This is a genomic window from Moritella sp. JT01, assembly GCF_001574435.1.
Lineage (GTDB): Bacteria > Pseudomonadota > Gammaproteobacteria > Enterobacterales > Moritellaceae > Moritella.
Map to the genome: position 1 here is coordinate 442,307 of NZ_LOCN01000001.1, position 22,592 is coordinate 464,898.

Sequence of the window (22,592 nt, forward strand, 5' to 3'; positions counted from 1 at the left end):
AACGGTATTAACCGCTAGCATGTAAGTCATCCCTCGTTAGTACTAATAGCCAATCATCTTCAATAAATTCTCTGCGGTTTCAATCGCCTCTCTACGATTGGCAATATTTAACTTCTGATACAGATTACGAATATGGGTTTTGATGGTCGTAGAAGCCACATCCAGCTCTATTGAGATCTGTTCATTGCTGTAACGGGAATAAATCAAGCCAAGCACTTGCCACTCTCTATGCGTCAGTGGGCTGGTGCGGATCAGTTCTGGCAGATTGTGGTTGTTCAATAGTTTATGTACAAAGTCTTTATCAAAATAAATCGCGCGGTTGTGACGTTTTATCGACATTTCAGCAAGTAGCTTTTCAGCACGATAACGTTCTAACTCGGCCATATTACCTTGTTTCAATAAGCCGTTAAGTAATTCTGCAATCACTTTGGCATCAATCAAGAAATCGCAAATTGAGCTGGTGGTATTTGTCAATGTCAGTGCGGTTTGTAACTTGTCTAACGCTTGTATTTGGTCACCGGATTGGCTGTTGAGCACGGCTTCCAAGGTGGCATTTTTTTGCTGTTCGAAAACCAGTTGATGACGCGTTGCCGCCTGTTGTAAGTGGGCGAGGATCTGGAGTGCTTGCGTGTAGTTCTCCGTTAGCATATAAGCTCGCGCCAGATTACGACCGTGACTCTGCGTAAAGTGGTTACAGGCATTGTCTGCGACTGGCAGGCTTTGTTGCAGCCATTGCTCAACTGGACTGTTCAGTCCCTTAGCTTGCCAGTATAACAATTGCGAAAAGTTAGCATTGGCTATCCAGTCAGCATGGTAATCGGACTGATCGATAAGCTCGCCACACAAGTCGATATAACGACCGGCTTTATCCAGTTCTCCACGCGATATATGTACGCGCGCTAAGATGGCATACGATTGTAAATATTTAGACTGACAATATTTAGGTAACACATTTAACCCTTTATGGGCGAACTCTTCTGCTAGGTCTAAATGATTCCAACGCCAATAGATTTGACTACGAATGCGTTGTAAAAATTCATACAAGGGCAGTTGCTGTAGATGTTGTTTGTCAGCGAGTTGGTCAGCACTGTCGAGTAATTCAAACGCGGATTGGATATGACCTTGGGCAATTAAAATCTCACTTTGTTGTAACAGCGACCATAATGCTTGCGGGTAAACATGGTACTGGCGCGCCATGCGTTCTGCTTGTTGCATCATGGCCAGTGCACGGTCTAAATGACCGAGTACATGGTTTACTTCACCAATTACCGAGGTCGCGACAATTCGGCTGCGATAATTACGAGGATCTAATTGTTCCAGGGCATTTTCAGCCAGTTGTAATGCCAGTTCTGGGTTGTTTTGGTTAATTGCTACCTGCGCACGCAGGGCATTAAATTCACCTTGCTCAGCTAATGTTAACTCGATATTACGCTGTTTTAATTCGATTAATGCTTGCGCGAGTAAATCACCAACTTGATCATAACTGTGTTGGCTTTGGGCTAACCAAGCACGTAATAACGGCAGGCGGGGACTTTGATATAAGGTATCCGGTTGCAGCTGGCCAATGGTGGTTTCTAAATTGGCTAATTCACCCTGATTAAACATGTGCCAACCGTGTGCTAATAAGATCTCGGCGGTTAAGGTGCTGTCTTTGGCTCGTTGGGCATGAAACAGTGCTTGTTGGGGGTTATCGTGTTTTAACCAAGCGCGCGCTGCGTCTTTATGTAATTGCTTGCTACTCTGTGCAAGCTTGGTATGGCGTTGGTGTTTAAGAAAATCAGAAAATAAGTTGTGAAACCGATACCAATTCTGTTCACCTTCGAGGGAGTGTAGAAATAACCCGTGTTTATCTAATGATTCTAATAAGTTGTTTGCTGCTTCATTATCAAAGAACTCAGTGATTAAACTGGTATTGAATATGGTAAAGACTGAGCATTGCATTAAAAATACTTGTAAGGGTTTATCTAATAAATCAAATACTTCTTCAGCCAAATAGTCCCACAGGTGGGATTGCTTGATTTGTGAGATCCACTCCGTCGATTCGGCCACACTGTGTTGCTTCTGTTTTACTTGCAGGGCGATTAATTGTAATGCCGATGGCCAGCCTTCAATTTTCTGTTGTAATTTTTGGACTTCAGTATCGCTCATGTTAAAGCCAATACGTTGTTCAAAAAATTGTACAATTTCTTGGTCGTCAAACGCTAATAATTCACTGTCGAGTTCGATAAGCAGATCGCGAATACGCAAGTTTGCGGTATTCAGGGGGGGCAAAGTACGACTGGTGACAACTAACGTGCAGTTCGCTGGCATGTATTTAAGGAAGAAACGTAAGCCTTCATGGATCTCATCATTGTTAATACAGTGGTAATCATCTAAGACCAGATAAAACTCACTTTGATAGTTAGCCAGTTCGGCAAACAGTTCACTAAATAAATTAGGCAGCGAGCTATATTGGCGACGTTCGGCCAATGCTTGTGAATTGATGCAGGCTTGCTCGGTGACTTTGTTAATCGCTTGAATAAAATAGTTCACAAAACGAAACGTATCGTTATCGGTTTCATCGATATTAAACCAACCTACTTGGCTGTGGTCTTTGAGCCATTGCGCTGCCATGGTGGTTTTACCATAACCCGCAGGTGAACGAAATAAGACTAATTTATTAAATGCTGCGTCTTGAAGGTGACCTAAAATACGAGTACGGGAGATTGAATTGTGTAAGCGAGTTGGGCGATTTAATTTTGATGTTATCCACATAAGCTGTTCTTATTTGTCAGAGTATAAAGGCGAGGTCGCGTCTTGCTGATTTTTATTTTCATTATCAATATTTATATAATAACTAAACCAGATGCTAAAAACGGTGATAGGGCTATAACTTGTTTCATTTTGTTACATTTAAATGTGGTAATAATGCGACTAAAATCACTTAAATTCGTTCATCCTCCCCCATAAACTGCGAACTCTATCACGGCGACTATCACGCCAGCCTAGAAATAGACGCGTCTACGCCTAAACCACTCCTCCTTTAATTTATCGACACAGGAGGATGTTGGTGTTTACGGATTAAGGCAAGATTCATCTCATTGAAAATTTATTTAGTTTTAACTTTGAACCTGTAGCATTAGCATTAGGATGTAAGATGAAATCGACAGTAAACAAAAGCTTTGATAAAACAGCATTCCAAGCCGCCGTTAATAAATACTTAACGACAAAATTAGTGACATTACCAGCGCAAGCGAGTGCACATACGTGGCGCTTAGCGATGGAGTATGCGCTAGCTGAAACCACGACGATGAATTTGCTTGCAACAGAACAAGATACCAAGATAAAAAATGCCCGCAGCATTAACTATCTCTCATTAGAGTTCCTCATTGGCCGCCTTACTGGTAATAACCTGATTAGCATGGGCTTGTATGAACAAGTCACAGCAGCAATGGCTGAGTTTGGTCAAAACCTCACTGATTTATTAGAAGAAGAGCGTGACCCGGCATTAGGTAATGGTGGTTTAGGTCGTCTAGCGGCTTGTTTTATGGATTCACTTGCAGCGGAAGAATACCCCGCGGTAGGTTATGGTTTACATTATGAATATGGCTTGTTTAAGCAAAATTTTAATGACGGCCGTCAACAAGAAGCACCGGATGTATGGCGTGATGAAACGGGTTACCCTTGGGAAGTTATTCGTCCTGCACTGGCGCAAAAAGTCGGTTTTTATGGTCATGTAGAAGAGTATTTCGATCGTGATGGCATCAGTCAACGTCGTTGGGTTCCGGGTTTACAAGTCGAGGGTATGGCGTGGGATTTACCGATTGTTGGTTATAACAATAATTCTGTGTATCCATTGCGTTTATGGGAGTGTCGTGCACCAGCGCCGTTTAATTTGAACCGCTTTGATGAAGGTAATTATGTTGCAGCACAAGCAAGCCATATTCAGGCCGGTAATCTCACCAAAGTGTTATACCCAAATGATAATCATGACAAAGGTAAAGAACTACGTTTGATGCAGCAGTACTTCCACTGTGCTTGCTCTGTGGCGGATATTTTACGTCGTCATAAAGCCGCTGGTCATTCGATTATGGATTTAGCTAAGTTAGAGTCTATTCAACTTAATGATACCCATCCAACGATTGCGATTCCTGAGTTATTACGCATCTTACTTGATGAGCATCACTTAAGTTGGGATGACGCATGGGCGATCAGCTCAAAAACATTTGCTTATACCAACCATACCTTACTGCCTGAAGCATTAGAGACATGGGGGGAGGACTTGATGAAGACGTTATTACCTCGCCACATGGAGATCATCTTTGATATTAATTTACGCCTAATGGGGCTGGTAGCAGACAAGTGGCCAAACGATATTGAGAAATTACGTAAGTTGTCAATTATCCAAGAAGGGGGCGAGCGTCGTGTTCGTATGGCCAATTTATGTGTTGCCAGTACGTATGCGGTAAACGGTGTTGCGGCGATGCATTCTGACCTTGTGAAGCGTGATCTATTCCCTGAGTTTAATGAGTTGTTCCCGGGGCGATTACATAACGTCACCAATGGTGTCACGCCACGTCGCTGGCTGAAGTTCTGTAATCCACTACTGTCCGATTTAATTAGCAGTAAAATTGGTAGCGGTTGGGTTAAAGATCTGGACCAACTAAAACAGTTAGAAGCATTTGCAGATGATCGTCAATTTCAAACAGATTTTATGTGTGTTAAAAAAGCCAACAAACAACGTTTAGCAGATTGGGTTGCTGAGCATATGGATATAACCCTTAATCCTGATGCTATTTTTGATGTACAGATTAAACGTTTACATGAATATAAACGCCAGCACCTTAATTTACTGCATATCTTGTCTTTGTATCATCGTTTAATTAACGATGCCACTTTCACTATGCAACCAAGAGTGTTCATTTTTGCTTCAAAAGCGGCACCAGGATATGAGTTAGCTAAAGAAATTATATTTGCAATTAACAAGGTCGCAGAAAAGATTAACAATGACCCGCGAATTGGTGATACCTTAAAAGTAGTATTTTTGCCTGACTATCGAGTCAGTTTAGCTGAAATTATTATCCCTGCAGCGGATGTATCTGAGCAGATCTCAACGGCGGGTAAAGAAGCCTCGGGTACCGGCAATATGAAGATGGCACTGAATGGTGCGTTGACGATCGGGACGATGGATGGTGCCAATGTTGAGATCCGTGAAGAAGTGGGTGATGACAACATCTTTATCTTTGGTCTTAATGTTGATGAAGTGCAAGCACTACAGGCTCAAGGTTATAACCCTTACGATTATTATGATGCTGATCACTTATTACGTGCTTCGCTGGATCTGCTGGCGGGTGATGAATTTACACCGGGTCAATCTGGGCTACTGAATGCCACACGTCATAGCCTGTTAGAAGGCGGTGACCCATATTTAGTATTGGCGGATTTCGCTGATTATGAGCAGGCACAAGCACGTATTGATAAGCAATATTGTGACCCACAGGGCTGGGCGAAAATGGCAATTTTAAATACAGCACGTAATGGTAAGTTTAGCTCTGATCGTAGTATTCGTGATTATGCTAACAACATTTGGCAATTAAACGCGGTTAGCCGTTAAGTATTCATGGAGGATAAAATGGAACAAAGTAATGTGCTGAAAAAAGTTGCAGAACAAGCGGGTATCGCAGATAGCTATACCAATGCTTGGGGTAACAATGAAGTCGTCTCCGATGACACGCTAACACGTTTATTAGCTGCGCTAGGCTACGATACTCAATCTGAACAAACACTACTCGCGTCGGCTGATAAAAAGCACCAAACGCCAATTTTAGCGGCTGTAAAAGTGGTTAAAGATGGCGAATCTATTCATATTGATTTGAATTTGGGGCAAAGCGCGCGAGTCAGTGATTTTAGCTGGCGGCTCGAAACGGAACAAGGTGAGGTTGTAGAAGGTTATCTGCAATCGCAAATTGTTGCCGATACCCGTGACGAAGGCGGAGTACTTACCTTTTCGTTACCCAATGATCTTGCTTTGGGTTATCACAAATTACAGGTATTACGCCGTCGTCGTAAATCACCTTACGAAATGACGCTGATCATTGCGCCCCAAGCGTGTTACAAACAACCCGCGATTGAGCAAGGTAATAAGTCTTGGGGCCCAAGTGTGCAGTTGTATACTTTGAAAACCGATCATAACTGGGGTATCGGTGATTTTGGCGACCTGAAACAGCTGGTGGCTGATATTGCGGCGCGTGGTGGTGATTTTGTTGGCTTGAATCCGATACATTCTTTATTTCCTGCTAATCCCGAAGGCGCGAGCCCATACAGTCCGTCATCGCGTCGCTGGTTAAACCTGTTATACATAGATGTGACTGCGGTACCTGAATTTGCATTATGTTCAACAGCCCAACAACGCGTTGGTAGTAGCGATTTCCAGCAAGCCTTACATGCTGTTCGTGCCACTGAGTGGGTTGATTACAGTGAAGTGTCACGTTTAAAAATGAGCGTGTTACCGCTATTATTTAGCGAGTTCCAACAACGTCATTTAGCGGCGAATAGCGCACGTGCACAAAATTTCTTAGCATTCGTGGCGAAAGGTGGGGATAGCTTATTACATCAAGCAAGCTTCGATGCGCTGCATCAACAGCTACATGATAAAGATGAAAGTGTGTGGGGGTGGCAAGTATTCCCTGCTGAATTGCGTGATATTAACAGCGATGCAGTACAAACCTTTATTAAACAAAACCAGCCCGCTATCCAACGTTATATGTACTTGCAGTGGATTGCGGATGAACAGATCGCAGATGTACAAAAATTTGCGTTAGAACAAGGCATGAACATGGGTATTTACCGTGATCTTGCGGTTGGCGTTGCCGATAGTGGTGCTGAAGTTTGGGCTGATGAAGGTACTTTGTGTCAAGATGTGAGTATTGGTGCGCCACCTGACGTATTAGGGCCTTTAGGACAAAATTGGGGCTTGCCGCCGCTTAATCCAGCGCAATTAAAAGCCACGGGTTATGATGCCTTTATTCAATTATTACGTGCCAACATGCAGCATTGTGGTGCCCTGCGTATCGATCATGTATTAGGACTGCTACGTCTGTGGTGGATACCAAAAGGTGAGGCTGCGACATCTGGCGCTTACATGTATTATCCGGTTCAGGATATGCTGTCTATTTTGGCGTTAGAAAGCCATCGTCATCAGTGCGCTGTGATTGGTGAAGATCTTGGCACCGTGCCTGATGAGATCGTGAGCTTGTTAAGTGACGCGGGTATTCATTCTTACAAAGTCTTCTTTTTTGAAACAGCTGAAGATGGTGGCTATTTTTCACCAGCCCATTACCAACCGCAATCAATGGCAACACTGTGTACCCATGACATGCCGACACTACGTGGCTTCTGGCATTGTGAAGACCTTAAATTAGGTCAAACCATAGGGCTGTATCCAGATCAAGCACAGTTGGATGGTTTGTTTGATGATCGCTGCAAATCGAAACAAGAAATACTCAATAGTGTGTCGTGGCACGGTAATTTGGCAGAATCGGTAGGGCGCAATGCAAACTATGTTGCTATGGATCAAGCACTGAGTAACAGCTTACAATTACATTTAGCAGCAGGTTCAAGCAGCTTGTTGAGTTTACAGCTCGAAGACTGGCTAGCCATGGATAAGCCTGTTAACGTACCGGGAACGGTAGATGAATACCCGAACTGGCGTCGTAAATTATCAGCAACATTGGATGACATGTTTAGCTGCCCGAATGTTAATTATTTAACCGCAGAGTTGACTGCCGCACGCGCAAAAGCCAGTGATGAAGCTGCAAGTCGCGACGTAGTGAACAGCTAATCGTAGTAGAAAGGACGTTTTAATGCAATTGGTTGCAAATGTGGCAGTGATCCACAACCTTGAAGCATATTCTGGCTTGATGCCAAGTATGGAAACATTACATACCCCAACACTCATGCACAAAGAGATGGGGGCGCAGTGTGTCAGTTTTATGCACGACGGTCAGCGCGTATCGGGTGTGCGCTTTTTAGTGTTTGCACCGCATGCCAGTAAAGTCAGTGTGATTGGTGATTTCAATGATTGGAATACTAACGACCATGCCTTGCGTCAATTGGACGCAGGTCTATGGGGTGTATTCATTGCTAACTTAAACATTGGTGAGCGCTATAAGTTTGCCATTGTGGATAGCAATGGTAAGAGCTTGCCATATAAATCCGATCCATGGGGGGCGCATGCAGAACAGTACCCTTCATTTGCATCCTTGGTGTATCAGCAAGATAGTTATCAATGGCAGGATGATACATGGCAACAACGTGCTGTCACCGAAAAGCACAAACAAGCATTATCATTTTATGAACTTCATGTCGGTTCTTGGCTGCGTGATGCAAATGATGAGTTTTTAAATTATCGTCAATTAGCGGAAAAACTTATTCCGTATCTGCAAAAAATGCATTACACCCATGTTGAATTGATGCCAATTTCAGAGCATCCGTTTTACGGTTCTTGGGGCTATCAGCCGATTGGACTGTTCGCCCCAACCAGTCGTTTTGGTCACCCCGATGATTTTAAGTTTTTTGTTGATCAGTGTCATCAAGCAGGCTTTGGCGTTATCATCGATTGGGTGCCTGCGCATTTTCCTGAAGATGATCACGGTTTAGCGAATTTCGATGGCACGGCATTATTTAATGATCCCGATCCGAAACGTGGTTGGCACCAAGATTGGCACAGTTATATTTATGACTGCGGTAAAGATCATGTACAGCGATTTTTAGTGTCGAATAGCTTGTATTGGTTAGAGCAATTTCATGTGGATGGTATCCGCGTTGATGCTGTTGCGTCGATGCTGTATCTGGATTATTCGCGTAATGATGGCGAGTGGATCCCTAACTGCGATGGCGGTAATCATAACTACGATACCATCAAGGTATTAAAGTGGATGAATGAAGAAATTTATAACCATTTTCCTAATGCCATGACGATTGCAGAAGAGTCGACTGCATACCCAGGGGTATCGAAACCGACTTTCTTAGGTGGTTTAGGGTTTGGTTTTAAATGGAATATGGGCTGGATGCACGATAGCTTAAACTACATGCAAGAAGAGCCGATTAACCGTCAATACCATCACAATACGATCACGTTCCCGCTAGTTTATGCATTTAGTGAAAACTATGTATTAGCCTTATCCCATGATGAAGTGGTTTACGGTAAAGGTTCTTTATTGGGTAAAATGCCCGGTGATGAATGGCAAAAATTCGCTAATTTACGTGCTTATACGGGTTATATGTATGGCCAGCCGGGTAAGAAACTGAACTTCATGGGGGCTGAGATAGCGCAATCACGAGAGTGGAACCATGATAGTCAACTGGATTGGGGGCTGCTACAACATGCCCACAATGCGGGTGTGCAACAATTGACTGCAGATTTGAACCAGTTGTATCAGGCGGAACCTGCACTGTATCAACTAGATTGCGATCCAGCGGGTTTTGAGTGGCGCTTACAAGATAACAATGCCGAAAGTGTGTTAGCGCATGAACGTATTAGCGAGAGTGGCGAACGCATCTTGGTGATCAGTAATTTTACGCCAATACCAAGAGATAACTTCCGTCTCGGTGTGCCGAATGCTGGTCGTTATGATCTGTTATTAAACACCGATGCTGAATGCTACGCTGGCAGTAATTATCCACTGGTAAGCAGAGCTGACAGTGAAAAAGTACAGAGTCAGGGGCTTACAGATTCTGTTCGATTAATATTACCACCATTGTCGACGGTATTTTATCGCTGGGTACCTGCAGGATGAACAATCAATATAAATAGATTCACAGGTTATCTAATTTAAAGGTAAGCGATCTTCTTGCCTTTTTTTACTTCATTCTACCGAAAACTTCTCATTAAACGGATAATTCAGCAGGTGGTTGTTATACAAGGTTATATGTTTTACTCGTAAGACTAAGGAAAATATTTTCTAGCGTACTCAGCTGATTTAGCAAGTATAAATAGTGATGGAACGATAATCACAAAACCTAAAGTAAATATTAAATTTTGATTTTCTAATAACTCATATGCTGAATAAAAAACAATACACGGTAATAGGGCAATATGCACCTTATGGAGTTTTGGGTTGCTTATCGAAAATTTACAGTATTTTCTAATCATAATTTCCATCTTGTGCTATTTAGTGCGTTAGTATGGCGATGATTATACATATAATTACATATGCTTAAACACATGTTTACATCCGGACATTAAAATATGTATTTTGGAGTAGTAATTTATTAATGCTATGAGTATGGCCATTTAGTAACATTATGTGTGAACGTTAATCCTTATTATTCTATTCAATATTGGTATTTATATCCTTTAGTGTTAACTGTTTTGTGACACAGAGCGTCACATTTACCTAACTTGATTTATACTTATCTTGATTTTAAATATTTTTAAATAAAACCATGTACTTTCAATATCTATTAGTTAATATTGTTTAAATACAAGGAGAGGTTAATGAAAAATATAAATGGAAAATTAAGTTTGATTATGTGCGCTATGGTCGCATCTGTGCAACCTGCTCTTGCTGAAAAGGCCGGAACGATTTATCTAAATCCCGCCGCCGGTTATCATATGTTTGGTTCAAAATTAGGCGTTGAAGACGGCGCAGCATTGGTTATTGGTGGAGAATACGTTATTAGCCCGAAGTTTGGTGCAGAAGTCAGTTACCTCTATGGTAACTCTGATATTGACGGATCTTCTGTCGATGTAGATAACGCACAATACACGCTTGATGGGCTTTACTACACACCTGAAATAGGGAATTGGCAACCATTTATCAATGCCGGTGTTGGCCATGGCACATTTGATTCAGGAGCCAATGACACCAAAGAAACACAACTTAATGTCGGTGTTGGTAGTCGTTATCACTTTAATGATAAATGGTCTGCTCGATTACAAGCTAAGATGATTAACAGTTTGGACGAGGAACGTTGGGATTCATTAATTACTGTGGGTGTGAGTTATGCATTTGGTCGTAAGAGTAAAGCACCTGCTGCTGTTGTGGTATTGCTGGATGGCGATGGCGATGCAATCCTTGATAAGAATGATCAATGTTTAAATACGCCAAGTGGTGTTTATGTTGATGATAGTGGTTGTGCACTCGATCGTGACGGTGATGGGATCCCTGATTACCTCGATCACTGTCCTGATAGCGTGTCGACTGATTCTATTGACGACAATGGCTGTGTAATTGTAATGGAACAACCCGCATCGATGAAACTCAAAGTTCATTTTGGCAATAACTCGGCAGTCATTCCTGAGTCCGCAAAAAGTGAAATTAGAGACGTTGCCGACTTGATGACGCAGTTTTTAAATGCGAATGTGGTGATAGAAGGGCATTCTGATAGTAGTGGGAAAGCAGCTTATAATAAAGCCTTGTCACAACGTCGTGCCGATGCGGTACGTGATATCCTGATTAGCGAGTATGGAATTGATACTTCACGGGTATCTGCGGTAGGCTATGGGCAAGAACAACCGGTTGCCAGTAATAGTACAAAAGAAGGTCGCTTAGAAAATCGACGTGTAATGGCTGAAATCAGCTATAAATAAAGCGTATTAATGATCGAGACTATTGTTTCGTTCGATCTAAAGATACAGAGCTCAAATTAAGAAGCCAGCGAAAGCTGGCTTTTTAATATCGTATTATCAATCAATACTAGTGTGTTTTATGTTTAAAACACTATAACCATAACATTTTAATGATAATTTCTGCTGTAGAATACCTACTGATCTATTCTTAATAAGAACTATGTTTCAAATGGATTTGGGGGGTGTAAGGTGATAAATAAAAAAAGATTTTTAATCATTGATGACTCTATCACTATCATCTCTTTAATGCGTTGGATGCTCAACAGTGCTGGTGTTTCGAATGACTTTATTGATAGTACTACTGACAGTTTAAAAGCTATTCGTTTGTTATCTCAACATCAGTATGATGTGGTTCTCTGTGATTATAATATGAATCATCATATCGATGGTGCGCTTATTTTCGATGAGGTTAAACAGCGAAAATTAATTTCATCCAATACCGTGTTTATTTGTGTGACTGGCGATAGTTCACGTTCTGTAGTTACACATTTGATTGAATTAGAACCCGATGATTATTTGCTTAAGCCTTTATGCTCACAAGAGTTTATTCATCGTATTGAAAGCGTATTAGTACGTAAAGCCGTGATCGCACCGTTATTATCGGCCATGGATAATCAAGATTATCAATTAGCCCTGGAGTTATGTGATAACTATCGCACCAATAACATGCAATATGTTAATTATATAGATCGTATCTATGGTGATTGTTTATTACGTTTAAGACGGCATGATGAAGCCTTAGCATTTTATCAAAAATCCTGTGAAGAAACGGACTCCATCTGGTCTGAAATCGGTTTAGGTCAAACTTACCAATCGCTAGGCGATTTGGATAAAGCTGAGAATGTGTTCAAGGCGATATTAACCAAGCACCCTCGTCAACCTGTTGCCCGTCAAAGCCTTGCTAATTGCATGATGGTTAGGGACAAATTACCGGATGCCATTCGTGAATTTAATATTGCGCATAAAGTGAATCCTGCAAACCCACATCGTGAGCTCATACTTGCTAATTTGTATACGGCACTGCAGCAACATGATAAAGCGGCGGCTGGTTTTCAGCGCTTTATTACTAAGGTTAAAGATACTAGTCGTTATAGCTACGGCGTTGCGATGAATACTTATGTGTCACTTTTACTCGCAAGTTTATATACTGAATCGACCCAAGAACACGATGAATTATTGAGTCAAGCGCAGTATAAAATTCATGAGTATAGTGCGAAACCTGAAGGCGACAGCATCGCTGAGTTTAATTTGTTAATTGGGCTTGGTATTCTTGCTTACATCAATGGTGATATTAAAAACGCTTTGATTGTGGTGCATAAATTAAGTGTTGCTGATAAACCAACAGTGGACTTTTATACTGAATTGAACATTACAAGGCTATATGGCTTGTGTGGTATTCCGGAGTTGTATGAAGCGTCGGTGTTACGTGCGCAGGCATTGTGTAAAAACACCAATGAAGATATCTTAATGTTAAGTCAAATTAAGATGCTCGATGGCGCCAAACATGAAATCCAGCAACGCCTACAAGAAGGTAAAATACTGACCGAAAAAGCACAAGCACAACGTCAAGAAAATGCGGCTAATCAAGCGATTAGCTATGCTTATAAAGCTTTTCACCGAGTCCCGTTTAATTATAAGAATTGCCGTTTGATTATTGAATTAACGGCATTGGCAACACCCTCAGAATCTCAATCAGAAACCAGTATTCACGAACGTGAAAGTATTCTTAAATCTTGCGACTGGATCTACGAAAATGATAACCGCCCCACAACAGAAGAAAAACGTCGTACACATGAACTGTTTCATTTAGCCATCGATAAGCTGAGCTTTCACATGTAACGTTATCAATAATGCCGGGTATTTACGCTAATGTACCTAAATATTGGGTTAATTCATCAAGCAGTATTATCTACAACATTAAGGGCTTGTCATCCTTTAATTTGCTCGTATGTAGGTATTATGCATTTCGATAATTTTGCCGCCAGTCGGCGCCGCTATTATATCGGCTAGAGTGTATTTGTTCATTTCGCAATAGAACGCGTTGAGTCCGAGGCCCAGTATATGTTTCAGCTGACAACCGTTGCGCAGGACACAGACGCTAGCTTCGCAATCGATTAGCATTGTGCAGTTCTCTAGTTCGCGAAGGGCTTCTCCGATGCTGAGATCGGCTGGGTTAATTGACAATCTCAGGCCGCCGTTAGGGCCTCGTAGGGTTTCGACCCAACCAAGATGACCGAGCTTGTTTGCCACTTTGATAAGGTGATTGCGTGGTACATTGAACTGCTCGGCAATTTCAATGATTTTTATAGGTGCCTTCCTGTCCCCTTTGGCTAAGTACATTAGGATTCTAAGACCAAAGTCTGTGAAATTTGTTAGCTGCATACTTATACCAGTTTATTTACTATGACTCTATAATAATAAAGATGTATTCATAATACAACATTTCATCTCCATCGTAAGTGATGTAGCTTCTTTCACGACTCCTTTTTCATACTAAATCAGTGGCCTGCTACTTAGCTGCTACCCTTCTGTTGTTAAAATAAACATGCTTGTATTTTATTTATAAAATAGAGTTGAATATCACAAATTAAAGGTGTATTTTAAATACAACAATAAAGATGCATTTTAAATGCAACAATAAAACTAAAGAGAGTTCTCGCTATGTCTGATTTTGAAATGAAGCATAAAACTGCCTCCAAATTCTATGAGCATATTGCGTATAAAATTACGCAGATCCTTAAGTTTCTTTTAAATATTTTTTATGGAAAAAAATACGCAAAACGAGCTGTAATTTTGGAAACTATTGCAGCTGTTCCCGGTATGGTAGCTGGTATGTTTAATCATCTAAAAGCTTTACGCCGGATGAAAGATGATGAGGGGTGGATTAAGGAGCTACTGGAGGAGGCTGAGAATGAGAGAATGCACCTGATGATATTTATTGATATTGCCAAACCAAGCTGGATTGAGCGAGCATTAGTGCTAATTGGCCAAGCTGTATTTATTGTGGTGTATAGCTTGATTTATGTGTTGTCTTCTAAGGTCGCGCATCGAGTTGTGGGTTATTTCGAAGAAGAAGCATGTAAAAGTTACACCGAATACCTTAGCAAAATTGATGCTGGTGAAGTAGAAAACGTAGCTGCGCCACAAATTGGCATTAACTATTATCAATTACCTGCAGATGCCATGCTACGAGATGTTATTGTGAAAATACGCAATGATGAAGCTAAGCATCGTGATCGTAATCATTTATTTGCTGATTCGTATGAAAACAATGACTTACCAGCGCACCAGCAATGATCTTTCTAAGTAAGACGTAAATAATGGTGGGGGTAAATTAAACGAATAGTCTTTGTGTTACTTTCCTTCGTGATAATAGGTCGTCAGTAATATGGCGACCTATCCAAAATCGACAGTAAAATGTATTCTATCGATCAAAATATTCAGGTAAATCACGCTAAGAAAAGCAGCCTCTAAACTTTTTACAGTAGACTTCAGTATATTAGCAATGAAGCTTTTTACCGAGTCCCGTTTTTAAACATCATCTTGGTTTTGGGTAATTAACACTCACGTACTCAGGTTCTTCGATGCCAGCTTCTTGATTAAGTACACGGGTTAATGCAAAGTAATAATTAGCTAAAGCATTGGCAAATCGCGGCAGGGTATCTGGAATTTTCTTGCCTGTTTTGTCTACTAAGACTAGCTGGCGAACCACCTTTTTACTTAAGCTTCGGCATTGATGCAATTGGATCACTGGGCCTGTGCCTCTTGGTAATACGAAACGTTTGGCATCATCAGTGACTTGGGCTTTAAAGTGATAAAGATCGGTTAAAAGCGCTTGTATGTCTTCTTCAAATATCCCACATTTACCTCGTATAGAGCCATTTAGATTGAAAATTTTGGGCTGTAAACGTTCCAGTGATTCGCGTACTTCTGTGTTGGTGACTTGCGATAATGCTAATCCGGTATAAGTGCATAATTCATCGGTTAAGATCTCAAAGTCACATAACGGACTGTCTTCAAAGATGAATGGGTAGCAAAGTTCACCTACATTGCCAGATGCTTTTAATGTCATTACGTTATCGCTTAATCAAAATTTAGAATACGCTACCATATCATGTAATAGCCAAGTACAATACGCGCCATCTTCGGAATACGGTGAAAATCCGTGACGGGCGCGCCACTGTGTTGTGTCACTGGCATTATAGACGTGCAAGTACACAGAGTCAGATACGAAGAGCACGATTTACATGAGGTGAACCGTTTAAATTTGTACGCGATTTACAGGAGTTACCATGCCTTGGCCTCGATTTAAGCCTATTTTTTATATGTTCGTTTTGCTCGTTACCTTTCCCTCTTTGGCTAATACTACCTATCCATTAACAGTGATGGATGGATTAGGTAATCCCATTGTCATCGAGAAACCACCACAACGGATTTCATCAAAAACATTATTTACCGACGCGGTGTTATTAGACCTAATTGATGAATCGGCATTGTCGAGCTTGACCGATCTGGCTATCAACCCAAACTACTCGTTAATCATCGACCGTTTACCTAAGAATGTGCCGTTAATGGGATTGAATATTGAAATGATTATCGCTAATCGCCCCGATATTGTATTCGCCGCTAATTGGAGTGATGCGTCTAAGCTCAGTATGTTAGAAAGAGCAGGAATTACTGTTTTCCGTCTACAAGCACCTAAAAACATCCAAGAGATTGAGAACGAAATTTTACGGGTTGGGAAGATAGTTGATCGTAATAAAGCCGCGAAGCAGATTGTTGCCACCATGCGTTTACGCTTAAAAGCAGACATTATTCCTGTAGAACATAAACTCACTGGTATGGATTACAACCCATGGGGAACGTCCAGTGGCCAAAACTCTTCATGGAATGGTTTGTTAGAACAAGCGCATGTGGACAATATTATTAAAGATTACGCAACGGATAAATATGGCCAAGTACCTGTTTCTAAAGAAATGATCATCTTGCTAAACCCAGATGTATTGTTTATACCTGAATGGGTATATGGCAATGAAAATACCGCCGAACAATTTAAACAACAGGTGTTATCTGATCCTTCATTACAATCCGTGAATGCGATTAAATATAACCGTGTTTATCAAGTGCCGCATGCGCTGCGAGGTGTATACAGTCAGTACTTTGTGGATGCGATCCGTTTTATTAATCATTCAGTATATAAGAAGTAACCATGCCATTTTATCGACTTACGTCAGTGCAAACACTGTTTTCTGTGTTGTTATTTTGTGGCTTGTTTTTGTTGTATCTCAGCTTAGGCGCTATTCATATTCCTATTGTCGATATTTTGGCGTTGTTTAAAGCGTATCTTGTGGGTGGCAGTGAACTCGCGCTGAAAGAACAACCTTTAGCGTCTGCTGTAGTTGTACATATCCGTTTGCCACGTGCTTGCGCAGCTATTTTAGCGGGTGGTGCGTTGGCGTTGGCTGGGGCGTGTACACAAGGTCTATTCAAAAACCCATTAGCCAGTCCAGATGTGTTGGGTGTCAGTGCCGGTAGTAGTTTTGGTGCTGTGGTGGCTATTGTGACGGGCTATTCATTTATGGGTCCTATGTGGTTACCTATTTTTACGACTGTGGGCGCATTGGCAGCAGCAGCGGTAATTTATACGTTAGCATCGCGTCATGCTTCAACACAGATCTTGTTTTTGATTTTAACCGGTTTGGCGTTATCAAGTTTATTGGGCGGTGCCAGAATGGGGTTACTTCTGATGGCGCAACAATATGAAATGAGCCAATTTGTATTTTGGGCTATGGGGGGATTAGACGGTAGTACTTGGTCGCAGTTAATTTGGCCTGCGCCGATTATCGCGATTGTATCGATTCTGTTGTTAAGGGAAAGCCGGGCATTAAATCTACTCGCATTAGGCGAAGAAAGCGCCCATGGTATGGGATTAAACATCAAGCAGACACGCTTTAAATTATTGATGTTTGCCACCTTATTAACGGCTATGTCGATTGCCGTCGCTGGGCCTATTGGTTTTATTGGTTTGATGGTGCCACATTTAGTACGTTTAATTGTCGGGCCTCGGCATGAAAAATTATTACCTTTTTCTGCGGTGTTCGGTGTTATTTTTTTGCTTGTTTGCGATCTTATTGGGCGATGGGTCATTGCCCCTAACGAATTGAAAGTCGGGATCATTACTTCTTTTATTGGTGGTTGTTATTTCATTGGCTTAATCATTCGCTTTCAGCGTAAAGGGAGTTTTGTATGAGCGTGGCATTATTGACGGTTTCGCAACTGAGTTATAAGGTGGGATCAAAACATTTATTAACTGATATTTCATTGTCTATACAGCCGGGAGAGCTGGTGGGGATTATCGGTCCCAATGGTGCGGGTAAAAGTACCTTGATGAAATGTCTAAGTGGCTTCCAAGGATATAGCAGTGGTGAGGTGTTAATAAAAGGCCAGTCATTAACCAAGTTATCTGATATAGATCGCGCACGTGATTTAAGTTATTTACCACAATACAGTGATACCGCATTTCCTTTTAGTGTGATGGAAACAGTGGGATTTGGCTTTCATGTCAAGCAACAAACGCAAGTCATGTCTGCTCAAACAATAACAGAGCAAACTATTGACGCGTTAACCTTAGTTGGTATTTCGCATTTAAAAGACCGTACTATCACGGCATTATCTGGGGGAGAAAAACAGTTAGTACACTTCTCGCGTTTATTAGTGCAAGGCGCGCCGTTAATGTTACTTGATGAACCAACCGCCAGTCTAGATATTGGCCATGAATCACAGCTAATGAATGTGCTGTATCAAGCATGTCAGCAAGGTAAATCTGCATTGGTTGCGATCCATAACTTAAATACTGCGGCAGAGTTTTGTGACCGCCTCATTTTAGTGGACCAAGGGCAGATAATCGCGGAAGGGAAACCGAATGATGTTTTGACAAAAGATAACATCCATCGTTTGTATCACGATCTCGTTATGGTATCTCAGCATACCGAAACAGGGAACACCATCGTCTCACCGTATAAAAAGTAATGTGATCTTAGAGTCAAATTGATAAGAATATTTGATTTTATTGCTTTGAATATGTGAGGCAAGGCTTTTATTCTTGTTTTTTTAATATATAATAACTAAAAATGTCCTTGTAGCTCAGCTGGATAGAGCAAGCGCCTCCTAAGCGCTAGGTCGGAAGTTCGAATCTTCTCTGGGACACCAATTTTATCACCTTTGACGAAAAACACTGTCCTTTAGGGCGGTGATGTAAGTCCTTATTGCGTATAAATACAGATTCTACCCAAACAATGAGCAGGTAACAATACTGCTCATACATTTGGTTGTGTTCGTTTCGCTTACAATTCAGCGCTTGGCTTCTCTAAAGCGCAATACGAATTGGGTAATTAATTATTATATTTTAACGATCACATCTTCGATTGCTAAACGTGATTTTGGTGGCGTGATATTGTAATCATTTTCTTCATCACGGTAGCCAATCGCCAATGCTACATCACTCACATAACCATCTAATTCTACAGCAAATTCTTTGCTGATTAATTCGCTATCAATACCTTCCATCGGGGTAGAATCAATATTCAGACGTGCCAGCGTATGCATTGTATTACCTAACGCAAGGTAGGTTTGTGCTTTAGTCCATGGCGCGGTATTGCCATGTTCATCGGTATTTAGTTCAACAAAAGCAAATGCACCAAAGGCACTTTCTTTGTCTTCTGGTTTAGTACGTTTATCTGCAATGCCTTTATCGATCACTGCTTCATAGTTTGCACGGGTATACGCTGGGTTATGGGCAAAAATGATAATGTGCGATGCACTCATAATATGCGGTTGGTTAAACTGAAATTTATTGGCAAAGGTATTATGCATACGTTGTTTTGCTTCATCGCTTTCTATCATAATAAACTTCCAAGGTTGAGAGTTAATTGATGATGCCGATAAACGCATTGCTTCCATAATCACGGCAAGTTGGTCTTGCGATATTTTTTTTGATGAATCAAATTTTTTGGTTGTGTAACGATTGCTAAGATCTTTGATAATTTGGTGAGTCATGGATAAACCTTAATGATAAATTGGCACTGTTAATGTGTACTTACTAACAGTGTAAGTGTAAGTCTGAGCATTGATGAATGTATGTTGCTTATTCTATTTTCGTTATTTCATTTAATGTGAAACTTGCGACAGCCCCTTCGGTTGTTTGCACATACATTTTTAAATGCGGGCTATTGAGGTGTTTTTGCAATAATTCATGACTCGTCCAATTCTCAACGAAAGTAAATAGCGCTGGGTTGTTATTGTCTTGATGCAAGTCGTATTGAATGCAACCTTCTTCAAGTCGTGTTGGCTCAATCAACTTTAATAATTCTGTTTTTACTAACTCAACTTTATCTGCTTTAGCTTCGATGTTTGCAACAATCGTTAGTGGGGTTGGCATATTATCGTTCCCTTTTATTGACGATACACATTAGTGAATGGGGACATTATCCTTGATTATTGCTATTCTGAAAACATGGTAATTAAACTAACAGTTTCAAAATTTATTTGATAATGAATATTCAAGATCTCACTCTTTTTGTGCGAACAGCGCAAACATGCAATATAACCGCCTCAGCACTGCAGTTAGAGATGACTCCAGCTACGGCAAGTGCTGCGTTAAAACGTTTAGAGAAGCAACTCGGCGTTCAGCTCTTTATTCGCTCGACACGTAAGTTACGTATCACCGCCGAAGGTGAGCGCTATTTAGTACATTGCACTGAGGCTTTAGCGGCATTAGAAAAAGGTAAAGCCTCATTAAATGAAATACAGGGTAAAATTGCCGGTGAAATACGTTTATCCGCGTCATCTGATCTAGGGCGTAATATTGTCTTACCTTGGATCGATGAAGTGATGGATGCTTATCCCGAATTATCTATTCAGTTCAATGTTGGCGATAACCGGGCTGACTTTTATCATGACAAAGTTGATATGGCACTGCGTTATGGTGAGCCCGAAGATTCCTCGCTGGTAGCCTTTCTGATTGCGAAAATAGATCGTGTCGTCTGTGCATCACCCGCTTATTTAGCGCAATATGGAGAGCCGAATCATCCTAACGAATTGTCACAACATAACTGCTTGCTCTATCGTTTTGGTGAGCGTGTTTATGATACTTGGCCATTTGTTGATCGTACTGGAGACAGTACTGGAAAAAATGGCGGTAAATACAAGGTGAAAGTGACCGGTAATCGATTAAGTAACGATGCTGATGTCGTCCATCGTTGGGTTGTCGCGGGCAAGGGTATTACGATGAAGTCGCGGTTAGATATGGCAGCCGACTTACGCTCGGGTCATGTTGTTGAACTACTAAGTGACTTTAATTCACCACCCATTAATTTATGGTTAATTTGTCCTAACCGAACACAGGTTACCCCTGCGATGTTGATGTTGCGCGATCTGTTACGCAATAAGTGTGAAGCTGAATTAAGTTAGCTCTGCTTGGTGCTACATCTCGCTAGTCAGGTATGCTAAAGTGATTTCATCTATATTTTGTTAATTAATCTGTATAACAAGGACTTTTATGACTATTGGTATTGGTGGTTCAACTGCGGAATTAGAATTAGCTAAACTCGCTGATATGACTGCAGACGTTAAAGCGATCTCGTTACAAGAATTTAATGAACGTATTGAAAGCGCACAAGTAATCATGCAGCGTGAAGGCATTAAAGCGGTATATCTTAATGCCGGCACAAACCTGTATTATTTCACGGGTATGCGTTGGGGCGCTGGTGAGCGTATGGTTGGTGCTATTTTACCTGCGCAAGGTGAATTACAGTTTATCGCGCCACGCTTTGAACAAGATACCATTAATGAATTTATGCAGGTACAAGGTCCACTACATTGCTGGCATGAACATGAAAGTCCTGCACAATTATTTGGTGAGATCCTCGCTAAACTTAATATTACTGACGGCATTGTTGGTATTGATGAAGCGACCGCTTTCTTTATGTTTAACAATATTCGTCATGCGTATCCGCAGTTTGAATATATTGATGCGAAGGTTGTGACAGCAGGTTGCCGTCAGCAAAAATCAGATACCGAGATTGCCTTATTACAACGCGCTAAAGACATGACGTTAGAAGTACATAAAGCGGCGGCCCGTATTTTACGTTTAGATATTTGTACGACGGAAGTGGAAGAATTCATTCATCAAGCACATAAAGTGGTTGGTGCACCAAAAGGTTCTTATTTCTGTATCGTATTATTTGGTAAAGCCAGCTCGTTCCCGCACGGTGTTAAAGACCCGCAATTCTTGAAACAAGATGATGTGGTATTGATTGATACCGGTTGCCAGTTACATGGTTACAATTCTGATATTACCCGCACTTATGTATTTGGTGAAGCAAGTGATGAAGTACGCGCAGCTTGGTTAAGTGAAAAGAATGCGCAACAAGCCGCGTTTGATGCTGCACAGATTAATGTTGCTTGTCAGGATGTTGATGCCGCCGCTCGTACTTCACTGGAAGCAGATGGCTTTGGGCCGGGTTATGATTTACCGGGGCTACCGCACCGTACTGGTCACGGCATTGGTTTGGATATCCATGAATGGCCATATTTAGTGGGTAACGATACTACGCCATTAGCGAAAGGTATGTGTTTCAGTAATGAACCTATGTTAGTGATCCCGGGTAAGTTTGGTATTCGTTTAGAAGATCATTTTTATATGACTGATGCGGGACCTGAATGGTTTACACAACCATCACATTCGATTGATGACCCATTTGGTTATGAAGTGTAATTTGTTATACCTATGATTCATAGACTTGCTCATTGATGAGTGAGTCTAGTATGTTTTTTTAAGCCACATCAATGCTAATAAACCTCGCTCTATTTTTCTAAAGATAGTACGGGATAGTTAGGTTATCTTCTCGCCTTATCTTCATTCTAAACCTATCGTGACACACTGTCATTAAAATAATTTTGAGAAAGAAGTTTTAATGAGCAG

At 41.2% G+C, this 22,592-nt stretch carries 16 protein-coding genes, 1 tRNA gene, 1 pseudogene and 1 riboswitch; of the genes and pseudogenes, 13 read left to right on the forward strand and 5 right to left on the reverse strand.

The genetic code is table 11. The annotated features are described in order from the left end of the window. Positions 1 to 42 precede the first annotated feature (42 nt). Positions 43 to 2,754, reverse strand: a complete 2,712-nt coding sequence (malT, locus tag AKG98_RS01965; protein WP_067040542.1) for an HTH-type transcriptional regulator MalT — start codon at positions 2,752 to 2,754, stop codon at positions 43 to 45. Positions 2,755 to 3,136: 382 nt separating this feature from the next. Here malT and AKG98_RS01970 point away from each other — a divergent pair, with 382 nt between their 5' ends. The 5 genes from AKG98_RS01970 (at position 3,137) to AKG98_RS01990 (ending at position 13,450) form a co-directional block, all read left to right on the forward strand. Continuing rightward, a complete protein-coding gene (locus AKG98_RS01970; protein ID WP_067040544.1) occupies positions 3,137 to 5,593 on the forward strand; it encodes a glycogen/starch/alpha-glucan phosphorylase in 2,457 nt (818 codons plus the stop codon). Positions 5,594 to 5,611: 18 nt separating this feature from the next. Beyond that, positions 5,612 to 7,819 (forward strand): 4-alpha-glucanotransferase, encoded by a 2,208-nt coding sequence (gene malQ / locus AKG98_RS01975; RefSeq protein WP_067040546.1) that lies wholly within the window; start codon positions 5,612 to 5,614, stop codon positions 7,817 to 7,819. A 22-nt stretch (positions 7,820 to 7,841) separates the two neighbouring features. Then, on the forward strand, positions 7,842 to 9,776 hold the full coding sequence (gene glgB / locus AKG98_RS01980) for a 1,4-alpha-glucan branching protein GlgB (RefSeq protein ID WP_067040548.1): 1,935 nt from the start codon (positions 7,842 to 7,844) through the stop codon (positions 9,774 to 9,776). Between the two features lie 701 nt (positions 9,777 to 10,477). Then, positions 10,478 to 11,572 (forward strand): OmpA family protein, encoded by a 1,095-nt coding sequence (locus AKG98_RS01985; RefSeq protein WP_067040550.1) that lies wholly within the window; start codon positions 10,478 to 10,480, stop codon positions 11,570 to 11,572. Between the two features lie 228 nt (positions 11,573 to 11,800). After that, on the forward strand, positions 11,801 to 13,450 hold the full coding sequence (locus AKG98_RS01990) for a response regulator (protein ID WP_157534050.1): 1,650 nt from the start codon (positions 11,801 to 11,803) through the stop codon (positions 13,448 to 13,450). A 96-nt stretch (positions 13,451 to 13,546) separates the two neighbouring features. On the opposite strand, the gene AKG98_RS01995 is transcribed toward AKG98_RS01990, so the two are convergent. Beyond that, positions 13,547 to 13,993 carry an Rrf2 family transcriptional regulator gene (locus AKG98_RS01995; protein WP_067040554.1) on the reverse strand — a complete coding sequence of 149 codons (447 nt, stop codon included), beginning with the start codon at positions 13,991 to 13,993 and terminating at the stop codon, positions 13,547 to 13,549. A 279-nt stretch (positions 13,994 to 14,272) separates the two neighbouring features. On the opposite strand from AKG98_RS01995, the gene AKG98_RS02000 reads away from it, so the two are divergent. Beyond that, positions 14,273 to 14,908 carry an alternative oxidase gene (locus tag AKG98_RS02000; protein WP_067040557.1) on the forward strand — a complete coding sequence of 212 codons (636 nt, stop codon included), beginning with the start codon at positions 14,273 to 14,275 and terminating at the stop codon, positions 14,906 to 14,908. Between the two features lie 241 nt (positions 14,909 to 15,149). Here AKG98_RS02000 and AKG98_RS02005 read toward each other — a convergent pair whose 3' ends face one another. Beyond that, entirely contained in the window at positions 15,150 to 15,683 is a 534-nt protein-coding gene (locus AKG98_RS02005) for a cobalamin adenosyltransferase (RefSeq protein ID WP_067040562.1), read from the reverse strand. A 75-nt stretch (positions 15,684 to 15,758) separates the two neighbouring features. After that, positions 15,759 to 15,842: riboswitch (cobalamin riboswitch) on the forward strand. 61 nt (positions 15,843 to 15,903) lie between these two features. On the opposite strand from AKG98_RS02005, the gene AKG98_RS02010 reads away from it, so the two are divergent. The 5 genes and pseudogenes from AKG98_RS02010 (at position 15,904) to AKG98_RS22950 (ending at position 19,006) form a co-directional block, all read left to right on the forward strand. Further along, positions 15,904 to 16,818, forward strand: coding sequence for an ABC transporter substrate-binding protein (locus AKG98_RS02010; RefSeq protein WP_067040563.1), 915 nt, complete (start codon positions 15,904 to 15,906; stop codon positions 16,816 to 16,818). 2 nt (positions 16,819 to 16,820) lie between these two features. After that, entirely contained in the window at positions 16,821 to 17,861 is a 1,041-nt protein-coding gene (locus AKG98_RS02015; protein ID WP_067040564.1) for an iron ABC transporter permease, read from the forward strand. Then, the gene (locus tag AKG98_RS02020; protein ID WP_067040565.1) at positions 17,858 to 18,640 is read left to right on the forward strand and encodes an ABC transporter ATP-binding protein; all 783 of its coding nucleotides are present in this window, start codon (positions 17,858 to 17,860) and stop codon (positions 18,638 to 18,640) included. The genes AKG98_RS02015 and AKG98_RS02020 overlap by 4 nt, the downstream gene beginning before the upstream one ends. Positions 18,641 to 18,743: 103 nt before the next feature. Further along, positions 18,744 to 18,820 (forward strand) — tRNA-Arg (locus AKG98_RS02025). Between the two features lie 55 nt (positions 18,821 to 18,875). Next, positions 18,876 to 19,006: pseudogene (locus AKG98_RS22950) on the forward strand (helix-turn-helix domain-containing protein). A 3-nt stretch (positions 19,007 to 19,009) separates the two neighbouring features. Here AKG98_RS22950 and AKG98_RS02030 read toward each other — a convergent pair. Then, positions 19,010 to 19,666 carry a nitroreductase family protein gene (locus AKG98_RS02030; RefSeq protein ID WP_067040571.1) on the reverse strand — a complete coding sequence of 219 codons (657 nt, stop codon included), beginning with the start codon at positions 19,664 to 19,666 and terminating at the stop codon, positions 19,010 to 19,012. Between the two features lie 88 nt (positions 19,667 to 19,754). Then, positions 19,755 to 20,048, reverse strand: coding sequence for a putative quinol monooxygenase (locus tag AKG98_RS02035; protein WP_067040579.1), 294 nt, complete (start codon positions 20,046 to 20,048; stop codon positions 19,755 to 19,757). 113 nt (positions 20,049 to 20,161) lie between these two features. On the opposite strand from AKG98_RS02035, the gene AKG98_RS02040 reads away from it, so the two are divergent. Both AKG98_RS02040 and AKG98_RS02045 read left to right on the forward strand, forming a co-directional pair. Then, positions 20,162 to 21,079, forward strand: coding sequence for a LysR family transcriptional regulator (locus AKG98_RS02040; RefSeq protein ID WP_067040581.1), 918 nt, complete (start codon positions 20,162 to 20,164; stop codon positions 21,077 to 21,079). A gap of 88 nt (positions 21,080 to 21,167) precedes the next feature. Then, positions 21,168 to 22,385, forward strand: a complete 1,218-nt coding sequence (locus AKG98_RS02045) for a Xaa-Pro peptidase family protein (RefSeq protein ID WP_067040583.1) — start codon at positions 21,168 to 21,170, stop codon at positions 22,383 to 22,385. Positions 22,386 to 22,592: the final 207 nt, after the last annotated feature.

Excerpts from the sequence above, each read along its gene's own strand:
- AKG98_RS02010 (WP_067040563.1), top strand. The coding sequence starts at position 15,904 with ATGCCTTGGCCTCGATTTAAGCCTATTTTTTATATGTTCGTTTTGCTC.
- AKG98_RS01985 (WP_067040550.1), top strand. The coding sequence starts at position 10,478 with ATGAAAAATATAAATGGAAAATTAAGTTTGATTATGTGCGCTATGGTC.
- AKG98_RS01995 (WP_067040554.1), bottom strand. The coding sequence starts at position 13,993 with ATGCAGCTAACAAATTTCACAGACTTTGGTCTTAGAATCCTAATGTAC.
- AKG98_RS02020 (WP_067040565.1), top strand. The coding sequence starts at position 17,858 with ATGAGCGTGGCATTATTGACGGTTTCGCAACTGAGTTATAAGGTGGGA.
- malQ (WP_067040546.1), top strand. The coding sequence starts at position 5,612 with ATGGAACAAAGTAATGTGCTGAAAAAAGTTGCAGAACAAGCGGGTATC.
- malT (WP_067040542.1), bottom strand. The coding sequence starts at position 2,754 with ATGTGGATAACATCAAAATTAAATCGCCCAACTCGCTTACACAATTCA.
- AKG98_RS02000 (WP_067040557.1), top strand. The coding sequence starts at position 14,273 with ATGTCTGATTTTGAAATGAAGCATAAAACTGCCTCCAAATTCTATGAG.
- AKG98_RS02030 (WP_067040571.1), bottom strand. The coding sequence starts at position 19,666 with ATGACTCACCAAATTATCAAAGATCTTAGCAATCGTTACACAACCAAA.
- AKG98_RS02005 (WP_067040562.1), bottom strand. The coding sequence starts at position 15,683 with ATGACATTAAAAGCATCTGGCAATGTAGGTGAACTTTGCTACCCATTC.
- AKG98_RS02040 (WP_067040581.1), top strand. The coding sequence starts at position 20,162 with ATGAATATTCAAGATCTCACTCTTTTTGTGCGAACAGCGCAAACATGC.
- AKG98_RS02045 (WP_067040583.1), top strand. The coding sequence starts at position 21,168 with ATGACTATTGGTATTGGTGGTTCAACTGCGGAATTAGAATTAGCTAAA.
- AKG98_RS02015 (WP_067040564.1), top strand. The coding sequence starts at position 16,821 with ATGCCATTTTATCGACTTACGTCAGTGCAAACACTGTTTTCTGTGTTG.
- glgB (WP_067040548.1), top strand. The coding sequence starts at position 7,842 with ATGCAATTGGTTGCAAATGTGGCAGTGATCCACAACCTTGAAGCATAT.
- AKG98_RS02035 (WP_067040579.1), bottom strand. The coding sequence starts at position 20,048 with ATGCCAACCCCACTAACGATTGTTGCAAACATCGAAGCTAAAGCAGAT.
- AKG98_RS01970 (WP_067040544.1), top strand. The coding sequence starts at position 3,137 with ATGAAATCGACAGTAAACAAAAGCTTTGATAAAACAGCATTCCAAGCC.